Raw genomic sequence first — 13,171 nt, 5'->3', positions numbered from 1 at the left:
TCGGGAGGTCAGGCCAGCGCGGCCGGAGCCGGCGTGCGGCGCACCAGCACCAGGCGGATCAGCGAGTCCACCATCATGATCAGCACCAGCGCCGCGAGGAACAGCACCATGCCGGCGAAGCCATGCAGGAAGCCCTGGCCGGCCTCGTCGCCCAGGTAGTAGGTGATCAGCGTCAGCGTGACCACGCGGATCACGTTGGCCGAGAAGCTGATCGGCACGACCAGCAGCGCCAGCGTCACGTTGCGCACCATCGAATCGTGGCGCACCAGGTTCATGTACAGCAGGCCCATCGCCTCGAGCGTGAACAGCGTGTTCAGGCCGGCGCAGGCATCGGCCACCAGCAGCTGGTACTGGCCGATCTGCAGGATCACGCCGCTGCGGCTGATCGGGTAGCCGGCGTGGTAGAGCAGCCACTCGACCGCGTACGAGACGGCGATCTTCATCGGCTGGGTCAGCGCATCGACGATCTGCCCCGGCAGCGGCACCATGAAGAACATGAAGAGCAGCCCGAACAGCAGCGCACGCAGCGCCGCCGAACCCTTCATCAGCAGCACCGAGCCGGCGGTCACGCCGATGATCGAGCCCAGCTCGAGCATGATGATGTCCTGCGAGCGCCCCAGCACGAACAGCAGCAGCGAAGGCACCAGCACCAGCAGCCCGGTCACGCGGCGCGGCGCCTCCGGCGCGGCCAGCACCACCGGCATGCGCTGCCACAGCAGCCACAGGCACAGCGCGAACACCACCGGCCCGTGGCCGAACTGGTCGCTCGACCACAGTCCGTGGAACAGGTCCCTGAACGTCGGCCCGTAGAGCGCCGTCAGCCCCAGGCCCAGGACCATCCAGGGTTTCCAGACCGACAGGTCGAGACCCTGCACCTTCGATTGCACCGCAGACATTTCCAGTTCCCCGCATCAGCCGGCCGTCTCCGTGCGGAGCGGCCGATCCGTACTCGACTCAGTACTCGTTGACCACCACGCCGGCCATCTTGGCCGAGGCCGCCACCAGCGTCTCGATCAGGCCGTTGAGCCCGTTCATGCGCGTGCTGTCCTTGCGCGCCAGCAGCAGCGCGGCACCGCAGCGCGACGCGATCACCGCGGCATCGCTGCCGCTGGAGGCCGGCGGCGTGTCGACGATGACATGGTCGAACTTGCGCAGCAGCTCGGTCACCAGCAGCCGGAAGGCCGGCCGCTCGAGCAGCTCGAGCGGATTGGGCGGCGTGATGCCCACCGGCATCACGAACAGGCTCGGGATGTCCGAGGCCTGGTAGATCACGTTCTCCTCCTGCCGGCCGCTCAGGATGCCGCTCAGGCCCGAGCCGTTGGGCACGCCGAACAGCTCGTGCAGGCGGGGATTGCGGAAGTTCGCGTCCATGATCAGCGTGCGCCCGCCCAGCTGGGCCAGCACGACACCGAGGTTGGCGACGAAATAGGAGCGGCCGTCCCCGTGATCCGGACTGACCACGGCCAGCGCGCGACGCGGCTCGGTCGGACTGAACACCCGCATCATCAGCTGGCTGCGGATCGCCCGGAACGCCTCGGCCCGGTGGCCGAAGGGCTGGGTCGTGGTGATCAGGTCCGGATGGATGTCGCGCTGCCCCTCCGGCGTGTAGGGATAGTGGAACTGCTGGCTCAGCGCGAAGACCACGTCCGAGTCGGTGGCCAGGCCCAGCGCGACGGCCGCCTCGCCGAAGCGCACGCCGCGCTCCTTCTGGTAGGTGACGATCGCCTCGACCTGCTTCTCGGTCAGGTGCTTCTTCTCCCGGATCAGGTCGCCGATGCAGCGATCCTCTCCGGCCGGAGTCAGTTCATCAGCGCGGGTCAGGGTTCCGTCCATCCGGCGACCATGCTCTTTCTGTTGTCGGGCGAGATTCAGGTGGCTCATGCTCATGGAGCGTCACTGCCTTTCATGCACCGGAGCCGGGAAGCCGGCCGATGACCGATCCGGACACCAGCGAGGGCAGCTGCCCCGCGGCCCGGGCCGAACGCCGTCCCGGGCCGGGTAGCGTGCCCAGCACCGGCAGGCCGATCGACTCGGAGAAGTCGCCAAGCGTGCGCACCCGGCGGTCGAAGACCTCGCGCACCAGCACGAAGGTGACGCCCAGCAGGATGCCCAGGAAGATGCTCAGCAGGGAGTTGAGCAGCAGCTTCGGCGACGAGGGCTGCGTCGGCTCGGTGGCCGCCGTCAGCAGCGAGATGTTGGTCTGCGTGGCCTGGCTTTCCATGCTGGTCTGCAGCACGCGCTGGTTGATCTGGTCGTAGGAGCGCTGCAGCGACTCGACCTCGCGCTGCAGCGCGGCCAGATCGTTGCGCTGCTCCTTCATGCGCAGCACCTTCGCGCGCTGGGCCTCGAGCGCGGCACGCGCCTCGGCCTCGCGCTGGCGGTTGATGTTGTTGGTCACGCCGACGCTGCCGCCGACCCGGCGCGACTCGCTGTCGATGCGCCGGCGCAGCTCCTCGATGTTGGCCTTGAGCTCGACGACCTGCGGGTGCGCGTCACCGAAGCGCGCGCCGAGCTCGCCCAGCCGGGCCTCCTGACGCGACAGGTCGGCACGCAGGCCGGCCACCACCGGGTTGGCGATGACATCCTGCAGCTGGTCGGAGCCGGCGCGGACCTGGGCCGAGCGGCTGCCCGAGTCGGCGGCCTGGGCCTGGATGGCGACCAGCTGCGAGCTGAGCTCGTTGAGCCGCTGCGTCTCGATGTCGAAGCGCTCCTCGGCCACCGTGATGCCGTAGAGCTTCTGGGTGTCGGAGAGCTTGGCCTGCGCCTTCTCGAGCGAGGTGCGCACCTCGGCCGCCTGCTTGTTGAAGAAGTCGGAATACTGCTGGGCCGGCGAGGTGCGCAGACCCAGGCTGATGTCCATGTAGGCCCGGGCGAAGCCGTTGGCCAGCGCGGAGGCGAATCGCGGGTCGGCGTTCGAGTACGACACGTAGATGACGTTGCCTTCGCGCGAGGGCTTCACGTCGAGCTTCTTGCCGATCATCTGCGCCAGCCAGGCCTCGAAGCTGCCCTGCCCGTCGGTCTCCTTCTTCCACTGCTCGCGAGTCTGGGCGCTCTCGGCCAGACGCAGGCCCTGGACCACCCGCAGCGCGACGCGCTCGCTCTGCAGCACCTCGACCTGGGTGGCCATGTAGGCGGGCATCGTCATCGCGCCCATCGTCATGCCCAGGATCGGGTCGGGCGAGCGCACGTCGAGCACCAGCGAAGCCGTCGCGGTATAGGACTTGGGCAGCAGCAGCGTGACCGACACCGTGGTGCCGATCGTCAGCAGCAGGACCAGCACGGCGGCCTTCCAGCGCGCCCGGAGAATGGCGAAGAACAGTGGAAAGGTCATGAATGTCAGATGTTGAAAGGAGTGTCTCGTCGACGCGGCCGTCGGCGGCTCTCAGGCGGCCCGGACCGCCGCAATGCCGCGATAACAGCCAGTGCGGAGCATCTTATCGACCTGTAACGACCCTCCGGGCCGGCGCTCCGGACCGGGCAGAACCAGCGCGCAATAGCGCCGTTAAGTCTGCACGGAACCCCTCGCTTTCCCGGTCAGGCCGGTTCCTGGCCTGCGGGCTCAACCGGAGACCCCGGTGCCGGACGATGCTAGCACGCCCCTTCCGGCGCCAGCCGGCACAATCACGGCGCCATGCCCTCGATTCCCCCTGACCCAATGACCTCGCCGCCCTCCCTCGCCCAGCCCGTCGTCGCCGTCATCGGCGTCGGCTATGTCGGCCTGCCGCTCGTCGTCGAGTTCGGCCGCCGCCTGCCGACGATCGGCTTCGACATCGCCCACGACAAGATCGCCCGCTGCCAGGCCGGGCAGGACCCCTCGCGCGAGATCCCGGACGCGGACATGGCCGCGGCGGTGCACGCGCGCTACAGCAGCGACCCGGCGGTGCTGCGCGAGGCCGACTTCATCATCGTCGCGGTGCCCACGCCGGTCGACCAGGCGCGCATTCCCGACTTCGGGCCGCTGATCGGCGCCAGCCGCACCATCGGCCCGAACCTCAAGAAGGGCGCCACCGTCATCTTCGAGTCGACCGTCTACCCCGGCGCCACCGAGGAGGTCTGCATCCCCGAGCTGGAACGCGCCTCGGGCCGGACCTGGAAGCGCGACTTCTTCGTCGGCTACAGCCCCGAGCGCATCAACCCCGGCGACCGCGAGCACCGGCTGACCAACGTCGTCAAGGTGGTCGCCGGCGACAGCGAGGCCACGCTCGAGCAGGTCGCCGCGCTCTACGAGACCATCGTCGAGCCGGGCGTGCACCGCTGCTCCAGCATCAAGGTCGCCGAGGCCTGCAAGGTGATCGAGAACACCCAGCGCGACCTCAACATCGCGCTGATGAACGAGCTCTCGATCATCTTCGACAAGATCGGCATCGACACCACCGAGGTGCTCGAGGCCGCCGGCACCAAGTGGAACTTCCTGCCCTTCCGCCCCGGCCTGGTGGGCGGGCACTGCATCGGCGTCGACCCCTACTACCTGACGCACAAGGCCGAGATGCTGGGCTACCACCCGCAGGTCATCCTGGCGGGCCGTCGCATCAACGACGGCATGGGCAAGGTCATCGCCGAGCAGACCGTCAAGCAGATGATCGCCGCCGGCAGCTACATCAAGGGCGCGCGGGTCAACATCCTGGGGCTGACCTTCAAGGAGAACTGCCCGGACCTGCGCAACAGCAAGGTGGTGGACATCATCGCGGAGCTGCGCAGCTACGGCGTCGAGGTCTTCGTGCACGACCCGCAGGCCGACCCGGACGAGGCGATGCACGAGTACGGCGTGCGGCTGCTCGCCTGGAACGACCTGCCCCGGGCCGACGCGATCATCGCGGCCGTCGCGCACCAGGGTTTCCGCTCGCTCGGACCGGAGGACTTCGCTCGCAAGCTCATCAAGGGCGGCTGCGTGATCGACGTGAAGTCGGCCTTCGATGCGCGGGCGTTAACAGATGCCGGAATGCGAGTCTGGCGCCTCTGAATCCCGCCATATTCCCCCGAGTACCGGGGGGGCGTGGGCAATATTGACTGGGACTCCCGCGGATGCGTGCCTACCATCGCGCATCTTTCGAGTTTCAGATCATGCTGCACCGGCCAGAATTTTCCATCTCTTCGGCGTTCGCAGAACCGGTGCCGGGCACCTTCGGCCGAACTGTCGAACGCGTGGTCGGCGCGCCGATCGACGTGCTCAGCTGGGACGATGCGTGCCGGATCATCGGCCGCTGGGCGGCGCGGCGCGAAAGCCGCTACGTGTGCATCTGCAACGTGCATTCGGTCATCACCGCGCGCCATGACCCCGAGTTCCTGAAGGTCATCGAGGAGGCCGACATGGCCACCGCCGACGGCGCACCGGTGGCCTGGATGCTGCGCCGCCTGGGGCATCCCGACCAGCGCCGCATCAACGGACCGGACCTGATGCTGCGCTACTTCGCCCAGGCCGAGCAGCGCGGCGAGGCCGTCTTTCTCTATGGCAACACGCCCGCCACGCTCGAGCGGCTTCAGGAGCGCATGCACGAGCGCTTTCCGGCGCTGCGCATCGCCGGCGCCTACTCGCCGCCCTTCCGTCCGCTGACGCCCGAGGAGGACCAGAAGGTCATCGAGCGCATCAACGCCTCGGGCGCGCGCACCGTCTGGGTCAGCCTCGGCTGCCCGAAGCAGGAGCGCTGGATGGCCGAGCACCGCCACCGCATCCAGGCCGTCACGATCGGTGTCGGCGCGGCCTTCGACTACCACGCCGGCGTGCTGCGCCGCGCGCCGCAATGGATGCAGGATGCCGGCCTCGAGTGGCTGCACCGCTTCTGGAGCGAGCCCCGCCGCCTCGGCCCGCGCTATCTCTCGACGAACACCGAATTCATTCTCCGAGCCGCACGGCAGCTGATCGATCGGCGCTGAGCGGCCTCTTCTGCCCAGCACGATGCCGACACCTGCCGTCCCCTCCCCTCCTGCCCCCCCCGCGTCCGTCACCCGCCCGCGGCGAGTCGCCCCGGTGCTGGGCATTGCCGTGGACGTGATCGACTGGAGCACCGCCGTGCGGCGGATCTGCGACTGGGCCGAACGCCACGAGCCGCGCTACGTCTCCATCTGCGACGCGCACTCGATCGTGCGCGCCACCCGCGACGAAAGCCATCGTCGCCACATTCTCGGCGCCGACATGGTCACGCCGGACGGCTGGCCGGTGGCCTGGATGCTCAGGCGCACCGCCGATCCGGCCCAGCAGCGCATCAACGGGCCGGACCTCATGGGCAGGCTGCTCGACGAGGCCGAAGACCGCGGCCTCGGCATCTATCTCTACGGCACCACCGACGCCACGCTGGACCGGCTCTGCCAGGCGCTGGCGCGCTCGCATCCGCGCCTGCGCATCGTCGGCCGGCGCTCGCCTCCCTTCCGGCCGCTGACGCCCGAGGAGGATGCCGCCGACATCGCGCACATCAATGCCTCCGGTGCGCATCTGGTCATGACCGGCCTGGGCTGCCCGAAGGAAGACCGCTGGATGCACGACCACCGGCCGGCGGTGCGCGCGGTCACGCTCGGCATCGGCGCGGGCATCGACTTCCATGCCGGCACCGTCAGCCGCGCACCGCAATGGATGCGCGACAACGGCCTGGAATGGTTCCATCGCCTCGCCCAGGAGCCGCGCCGGCTCTGGCGCCGCTATCTGGTGCATAACACCCTGTTCGTGTGGGGCGCACTCGGTCAGTTCGCACGCCGCGGGCCCACCCGGTGAGCGTGGGGCACTTGCCGGGGCGCTGGCTGCCCTTACGCTGACATCTCGTCCGAAACGCGCCCATCTCCACGACCCACTGGGGGACCCGACAACATGCAGCTTCAACGTGTCCAGCAAGTCCAGCCCTGGATCGGCCGCCCGGAAGCCGATGCTCTCGCCGCCTGCCTGGAACGCAACTGGCTCACGGAAGGCCCGGCCGCCGCGGCCTTCCGACAGAACCTCGGCCAGCTGACCGGCTCGCCGCACATCTCCTTCGCGCCGAACGGCACGCTGGGCCTGTACCTCGCGCTGCTCGCGCTCGACCTGCCGCGCGGCAGCGAGATCGTCATTCCCGGCTTCACCTTCATGGCCTCGGCCAGCGCGGCGATCTTCGCCGGGCTGAAGCCGGTGCTGATCGATGTCGATCCGCACACCTTCGCCGCCCGGCCCGAAGCCTTCGAACGCGCGATCACGCCGCGCACCTCGGCGCTGATGCCGGTGCACATCTACGGCCAGGCCGCCAACGCCGCCGAGATCGCCCTGATCGGCAAGCGCCACGGCCTGGCGGTCATCGAGGACGCGGCCCAGGCCTGCGGCATCCGCTACCGCGGCCAGCATGCCGGCACCTTCGGCGACATCGGCGTGATCTCCTTCTTCGCCGACAAGTCGGTGACGATGGGCGAAGGCGCGGTGGTCATGACCCGGGATCCGGCGCTGGCCCGGCGGGTGAGCCTGATCCGCAACCAGGGCCGCGAGTCCAGCGGCAGCTTCGTGCACGAGATGCTCGGCATGAACTTCCGCGTCACCGACATGCAGTGCGCGATCGGCAACGCGCAGCTCGCACGGCTGCCGCAGATCCGCTCCGACCGTCTGCGCCGCTACAACCTGTATGTCGAGGGCCTGTCGGGGCTGCCGCAGCTGCGCTTCATGAAGCTGGATCCGAACTCCGACTTCATTCCCTTCCGCTTCCCGATCCTGTGCCCGCGCATGCCCGAGCTGCGCGAGGCGCTGGAGAACGCCAGCATCCAGACGCGCACGATGTTCTATCCGCTGCATCGCCAGCCCTGCCTGCAGGGCCTGGTCGATCCGTGCGACCTGCCGATCTGCGACACGCTGTTCGGCGAAGGCCTGTGCCTGCCGATCCACCAGGGCATGAGCGACGAGGACGTGCGCCGGGTCATCGGCATCATCCGCACCACGCTGACGCACGAGAGCGTCACCTGCTGAGCCGGCGGGCGGCGCGGACCGCAAGAAGTCGCCGACACGGCGAACTTTTTCACTGCGACCTGCATCCGCGGGGGATCCGCGCGAAGATCGCGGACGGCACAGTGCATTTCATGCCTTACCGCCGTCCCCGACGTCCTTCGACCGCTCCATCATGAACCGCCGCCCGTCCATCCTCGTCACCGGGGCCGCCGGCTACATCGGCTCGGCACTGGTGCGCGCGCTGCTCGATCGGGGTCACCCGGTCGTCGCGGTCGACAGCATGCTCTTCGGCGACCGCTCGCTCGCCGAGCTCACGCACCACCCCGCCCTGCAGATCCGGCGCATGGACACCCGCGGCCTGCAGCGCGAGCACCTGACCGGCATCCAGGTGGTGATCGACCTGGCGGGGCTGTCGAGCGACCTGGCCTCGGAGCTCGATCCGGTCTGGACCGATGCGGTCAATCACCGCGCCCAGGTGCGGCTGGCGCGGCTGTCACGCAGCAGCGGCGTCAGCCGCCACATTCTCATCAGCAGCAGCGACGTCTACGGCGACCAGGGCGGCGACGAGGTGCACGAACGCACGCCCGTGCGCCCGCTGACCCATCACGCGACGAGCTGCCTGAGCACCGAGGCCGCGGTGCTGCCGCTGGCCGGCGACGGCTTCGCGCCGGTCGTGCTGCGCCTGGGCCAGGTCTTCGGCCGCTCGGCACGCATGCGCTTCGACCTGCAGGTCAACGCGATGACGCTGAGCGCGCTGCGCCTGCGGCGCATCACGCTCGACCAGGGCGGCGCACGCCGGCGCGGCCACCTGCATCTGCGCGATGCCGTCGCCGCGATCCTGGCCGCGGTCGACGCGCCGCTGAACAACATCTCGCGGCAGATCTTCAACATCAGCCACCTCAGCCCGAGCGCGATCGAGATCGCCGAGACGCTGCGCCAGGCCCTGGGCAGCCACCTATGCATCACCGCCCAGGGCGCCAGCGTCGACCGGCACGACCATCGCCCGGATGCCCGCAAGGCCTGCAAGCTGCTCGGCCTGGCCGCGCCGCTGGCCCTGCGCACCGGCATCGACGAGCTGCTCGACGCCCTCGACCATGGGCTGATCCACGACAGCCCGGAGGCCCATACGATGCTGTGGGTCCGGGAGGTCCTGACCCTCGGGCGGGAAGCGCGCGCCGCGCTGGACCGCACGGCGGAATTCCATCCAGCCTGCCCGCCCCAGCCCGCCAGGGCATCGGATCTCCGTTTGCAATGATTGTTGCCCCAGGCCTGCGCGAGTCACAGACGCATGGCCGGGATTGACGACAATTTTCGTGTCTTTTCCAGTTCTTCGGGCCCGAATCATGGGGCCGGGCATGAATGGTGCTGATCGTCGTCGCACACTTACGAAACATACAGGGGAAACACGCATGACCGCACCCGTCCACCGAGCGCCCGGACCGCTCCAGTTCCCGCCCGGAGCCGGCTCGACGCTCGACACGCTTGCCTTCACGCCGCCGCCGCCCTCCATCCCGGTCTTCATGGCCGCCCTGCTGGAGCCGGTGCTGGCCGTGGCCACGCTGCTGGCCGTGCACTTCGGCCACGGCCATGTGCTCGACCGGGCCTCGATGCTGCTGAGTATCCTGGTGATGCTGCTGGTCTTTCCTGGCACCAACCGCTTCTACGAGAACCGGCTCAACGCCCTGGTCGACCTGCTCGCCGCCTGGGCCACGGTCGTCGCGATCCTGGTGCTGTGCGGCTTCGCGACCAAGAGCTTCAAGTTCTTCGACACCTCGGTGCTGATCTGGTGGGCGGTGCTGACGCCAGCGGTGCAGTACGCCGCGGTGCTCGCCGGTGGCGCACTGATGCGCCGGCACGCGCTCCGTCCCGAGGCACGGCGCCCCGCGCTGGTGATCGGCGCAGGCGCCCTCGGCGCCAAGGTCGGGCACATGCTGGTCAATCGCCGCTCCTACGGCCACGACTTCATCGGCCACCTCGAGGACCGCGATCCCTCGCGCTGCGCACCCGACGCGCGTGACCACATCGTCGGCCGCATCGACGACGCGCTCGAGTGCATCCGCCGCCACAACGTCAAGGACGTCTACATCACGCTGCCGCTGAGCTCGCAGCCGCGCATCGACCGGATGATCGCCGCGCTGCACGACAGCGCCGTCTCGATCTTCTTCGTGCCCGACGTCTTCAGCGTCAACGTCATCCAGGGGCGCATGCGCAACATGGACGGCGTGCCGGTCGTCAGTCTGCTCGAGAGCCCCTTCATCGGCATCAACGGCCTGGTCAAGCGGATCTCCGACATCGTGCTGGCCAGCCTGATCCTGGTGCTGATCTCGCCGATCCTGCTCGCGGTGGCCATCGGCGTGCGCATCAGCTCGCCCGGCCCGATCATCTTCAAGCAGAAGCGCGGCGGCCTGGACGGCGAGGACATCACCGTCTACAAGTTCCGCTCGATGCGGGTGATGGAGAACGGCGCCAAGGTCACCCAGGCCACCCGGGGCGATCCGCGCATCACGCGCTTCGGCGCCTTCATCCGCCGCACCTCGCTGGACGAGCTGCCGCAGTTCATCAACGTGCTGCAGGGCCGCATGAGCATCGTCGGCCCGCGTCCGCACGCCGTGGCCCACAACGAGGAATACCGCGAGCTGGTCAAGGCCTACATGCTGCGCCACAAGGTCAAGCCCGGCATCACCGGCTGGGCCCAGGTCAACGGCCTGCGCGGCGAGACCGAAACCGTCGAGAAGATGGCCGAGCGCGTGCGCTACGACATCGAATACCTGCGCAACTGGTCGCTGACGATGGACCTGCGCATCATCGCTCGCACCATCAAGCTGACGGTGGCTGACAGCAACGCGTACTGAGGCGCCTGCGCGGCACCGGCCGCGCCGCCCGCCCCCGCCAGACGCCACCGCCCCCCGTCATGCCCGCGCAGGCAGGCACCCACGCAAAAGTTTTTCTTTATCCTTCACAGCATCTATACGCACCGTTATGACGACATCACGCAAGGGCATCATCCTGGCCGGCGGCTCCGGCACCCGGCTGCACCCCGCCACGCTGGCCATCAGCAAGCAGCTGCTGCCGGTGTACGACAAGCCGATGATCTACTACCCGCTGACCACGCTGATGCTGGCCGGGATCCGGGACATCCTGATCATCTCGACGCCGCAGGACACGCCGCGCTTCGAGGCGCTGCTGGGCGACGGCAGCCGCTGGGGCCTGAACCTGCAGTACTGTGTGCAGCCCAGTCCGGACGGCCTGGCGCAGGCCTTCATCCTGGGCCGCGAGTTCGTCGGCGGCGCGCCCAGCGCGCTGGTGCTGGGCGACAACATCTTCCACGGCCACGACCTGCAGCAGCTGCTCAACAGCGCGACCAGCCGGGAGACGGGCGCCAGCGTCTTCGCCTACCACGTGCATGACCCGGAGCGCTACGGCGTGGTGGCGTTCGACGATCACAAGCGCGCGCTGAGCATCGAGGAAAAGCCCAAGGTCCCGAAGAGCAACTACGCGGTGACGGGCCTGTACTTCTACGACGAACAGGTCTGCGACATCGCCGCGAACATCGCGCCCAGCCCGCGCGGCGAGCTGGAGATCACGGACGTCAACGCCGAGTACCTGCGCCAGGGCCGCCTGAGCGTGGAGATCATGGGCCGGGGCTACGCGTGGCTGGACACCGGCACGCACGACAGCCTGATGGAGGCGGGGCAGTTCATCGCCACGCTGGAGAAGCGCCAGGGCCTGAAGGTGGCGTGCCCGGAGGAGATCGCCTGGCGCCGCGGCTGGATCGACGACGCGCAGCTGGACAAGCTGGCCGCGCCGATGCTGAAGAACGGCTACGGGCAGTACCTGAAGAAGGTGCTCGCCGAGCAGGTCTTCTGACCCGCGCAGGAAGGACCAGGACATGAACATCATCCGGACCGCCATTCCCGACGTGCTGATCTTCGAGCCGAAGGTGTTCGGCGACGCGCGCGGCTTCTTCATGGAGAGCTGGAACCAGAAGGTCTTCGACGAGGCGGTGGGCCATCCGGTGCGCTTCGTGCAGGACAACCACTCGCGCTCGAGCCGCGGCGTGCTGCGCGGCCTGCACTACCAGCTGCCGCCGCATGCGCAGGGCAAGCTGGTGCGCGTGGTCTCCGGCTCGGTCTTCGACGTCGCGGTGGACCTGCGCCGCGGCAGCCCGACCTTCGGCCAGTGGGCCGGCGTCGAGCTGACCGGCGAGAACCACCGCCAGTTCTGGATCCCGCCGGGCTTCGCGCACGGCTTCGTCGTCACCAGCGAGACGGCCGACTTCCTCTACAAGACCACCGACCTGTACGCGCCGCAGTGCGAGGGCGCGGTGCGCTGGGACGACCCGGCGGTCGGCATCGCCTGGCCGGACCTGGGCATGGCGCCGCTGCTGTCGGCCAAGGATGCGGTGGCGCCGCTGCTGGCCGACGCGCGGCATTTCGACTGACGCGTGAGGAGCAATCTTCCCTGCTTCACAGCAAGCCTCCTGCAGTGGGCTCGCTGAAATGAACAAATCGACCGACGTCCGCATCAAACGCTTCAGCAGAAGTCGGAAAAAAATTAATCATTAATCATCGAAAGTTAAAAAATGAAAGTCACCGTCATCGGCACCGGCTATGTGGGACTCGTGACCGGCGCGTGCCTGTCGGAAATGGGCAACCATGTGATGTGCCTGGACGTGGATCCGGCCAAGATCAGGATCCTGAACGACGGGGGCATCCCGATCCACGAGCCGGGGCTGCTGGAGGTGGTGCGGCGCAACGTGGCGGCGGGCCGGCTGGAGTTCACCACCGACATCGAGAAGTCGGTGGCGCACGGCACGCTGCAGTTCATCGCGGTGGGCACGCCGCCGGACGAGGACGGCTCGGCGGACCTGCAGTACGTCACGGCGGCGGCGCGCAACATCGGCCGGCTGATGACCGACCACAAGGTGATCGTCGACAAGAGCACGGTGCCGGTGGGCACGGGCGACAAGGTGCGCGCGGCGGTGGCCGACGAGCTGGCCAAGCGCGGCCTGTCGGAGATGGAGTTCTCGGTGTGCTCGAACCCCGAGTTCCTGAAGGAAGGCGCGGCGGTGGCGGACTTCATGCGCCCGGACCGCATCGTGGTGGGCGCCGAGGACGAGCGCGCGATCCTGCTGATGAAGGCGCTGTACCAGCCCTTCGTGCGCAACCGCGACCGGATGATCATCACCGACATCCGCTCGGCGGAGTTCATCAAGTACGCGGCCAACTGCATGCTGGCCACGCGGATCAGCTTCATGAACGAGCTGAGCCGGCTGGCGGAGAA

The 13,171-nt window shown here is 68.5% G+C and carries 12 protein-coding genes; 9 read left to right on the top strand and 3 right to left on the bottom strand.

Translation table 11 applies throughout. The features are described from left to right. Positions 1-8: 8 nt before the first annotated feature. From xrtB to epsF, 3 genes are all read right to left on the bottom strand, one after another. Complete coding sequence (gene xrtB / locus HNQ01_RS20430; RefSeq protein ID WP_173807362.1) at positions 9-896, bottom strand: exosortase B; 888 nt, start codon at positions 894-896, stop codon at positions 9-11. Between the two features lie 58 nt (positions 897-954). Continuing rightward, the gene (locus tag HNQ01_RS20425) at positions 955-1,833 is read right to left on the bottom strand and encodes a polysaccharide biosynthesis tyrosine autokinase (RefSeq protein ID WP_173807361.1); all 879 of its coding nucleotides are present in this window, start codon (positions 1,831-1,833) and stop codon (positions 955-957) included. Between the two features lie 70 nt (positions 1,834-1,903). After that, a complete protein-coding gene (gene epsF, locus HNQ01_RS20420; protein WP_173807360.1) occupies positions 1,904-3,331 on the bottom strand; it encodes a chain length determinant protein EpsF in 1,428 nt (475 codons plus the stop codon). A gap of 324 nt (positions 3,332-3,655) precedes the next feature. Here epsF and HNQ01_RS20415 point away from each other — a divergent pair, with 324 nt between their 5' ends. The 9 genes from HNQ01_RS20415 to HNQ01_RS20375 form a co-directional block, all read left to right on the top strand. Beyond that, entirely contained in the window at positions 3,656-4,960 is a 1,305-nt protein-coding gene (locus tag HNQ01_RS20415) for a nucleotide sugar dehydrogenase (RefSeq protein ID WP_173807359.1), read from the top strand. Positions 4,961-5,109: 149 nt separating this feature from the next. Next, complete coding sequence (locus HNQ01_RS20410; RefSeq protein ID WP_353621749.1) at positions 5,110-5,871, top strand: WecB/TagA/CpsF family glycosyltransferase; 762 nt, start codon at positions 5,110-5,112, stop codon at positions 5,869-5,871. A 94-nt stretch (positions 5,872-5,965) separates the two neighbouring features. Next, on the top strand, positions 5,966-6,703 hold the full coding sequence (locus HNQ01_RS20405) for a WecB/TagA/CpsF family glycosyltransferase (protein WP_353621748.1): 738 nt from the start codon (positions 5,966-5,968) through the stop codon (positions 6,701-6,703). A 93-nt stretch (positions 6,704-6,796) separates the two neighbouring features. Next, positions 6,797-7,909 (top strand): DegT/DnrJ/EryC1/StrS family aminotransferase, encoded by a 1,113-nt coding sequence (locus HNQ01_RS20400; protein WP_173807356.1) that lies wholly within the window; start codon positions 6,797-6,799, stop codon positions 7,907-7,909. A 151-nt stretch (positions 7,910-8,060) separates the two neighbouring features. After that, on the top strand, positions 8,061-9,143 hold the full coding sequence (locus HNQ01_RS20395) for an NAD-dependent epimerase/dehydratase family protein (RefSeq protein ID WP_173807355.1): 1,083 nt from the start codon (positions 8,061-8,063) through the stop codon (positions 9,141-9,143). A gap of 154 nt (positions 9,144-9,297) precedes the next feature. Continuing rightward, the gene (locus HNQ01_RS20390; protein ID WP_286181028.1) at positions 9,298-10,740 is read left to right on the top strand and encodes an undecaprenyl-phosphate glucose phosphotransferase; all 1,443 of its coding nucleotides are present in this window, start codon (positions 9,298-9,300) and stop codon (positions 10,738-10,740) included. A gap of 127 nt (positions 10,741-10,867) precedes the next feature. Further along, a complete protein-coding gene (gene rfbA / locus HNQ01_RS20385) occupies positions 10,868-11,755 on the top strand; it encodes a glucose-1-phosphate thymidylyltransferase RfbA (RefSeq protein WP_173807354.1) in 888 nt (295 codons plus the stop codon). Positions 11,756-11,777: 22 nt separating this feature from the next. Beyond that, positions 11,778-12,329 (top strand): dTDP-4-dehydrorhamnose 3,5-epimerase, encoded by a 552-nt coding sequence (gene rfbC, locus HNQ01_RS20380; RefSeq protein ID WP_173807353.1) that lies wholly within the window; start codon positions 11,778-11,780, stop codon positions 12,327-12,329. A 141-nt stretch (positions 12,330-12,470) separates the two neighbouring features. Further along, on the top strand, positions 12,471-13,171 hold a 701-nt coding region (locus HNQ01_RS20375; RefSeq protein WP_173807352.1), incomplete at its 3' end, for a UDP-glucose dehydrogenase family protein.

The sequence above is a fragment of the Sphaerotilus uruguayifluvii genome (genome assembly GCF_013294065.1).
Taxonomy (GTDB): domain Bacteria; phylum Pseudomonadota; class Gammaproteobacteria; order Burkholderiales; family Burkholderiaceae_C; genus Sphaerotilus; species Sphaerotilus uruguayifluvii.
The sequence above is the reverse complement of the archived record's forward strand: the minus strand, read 5'-3'. Positions and strand labels throughout refer to the sequence as shown.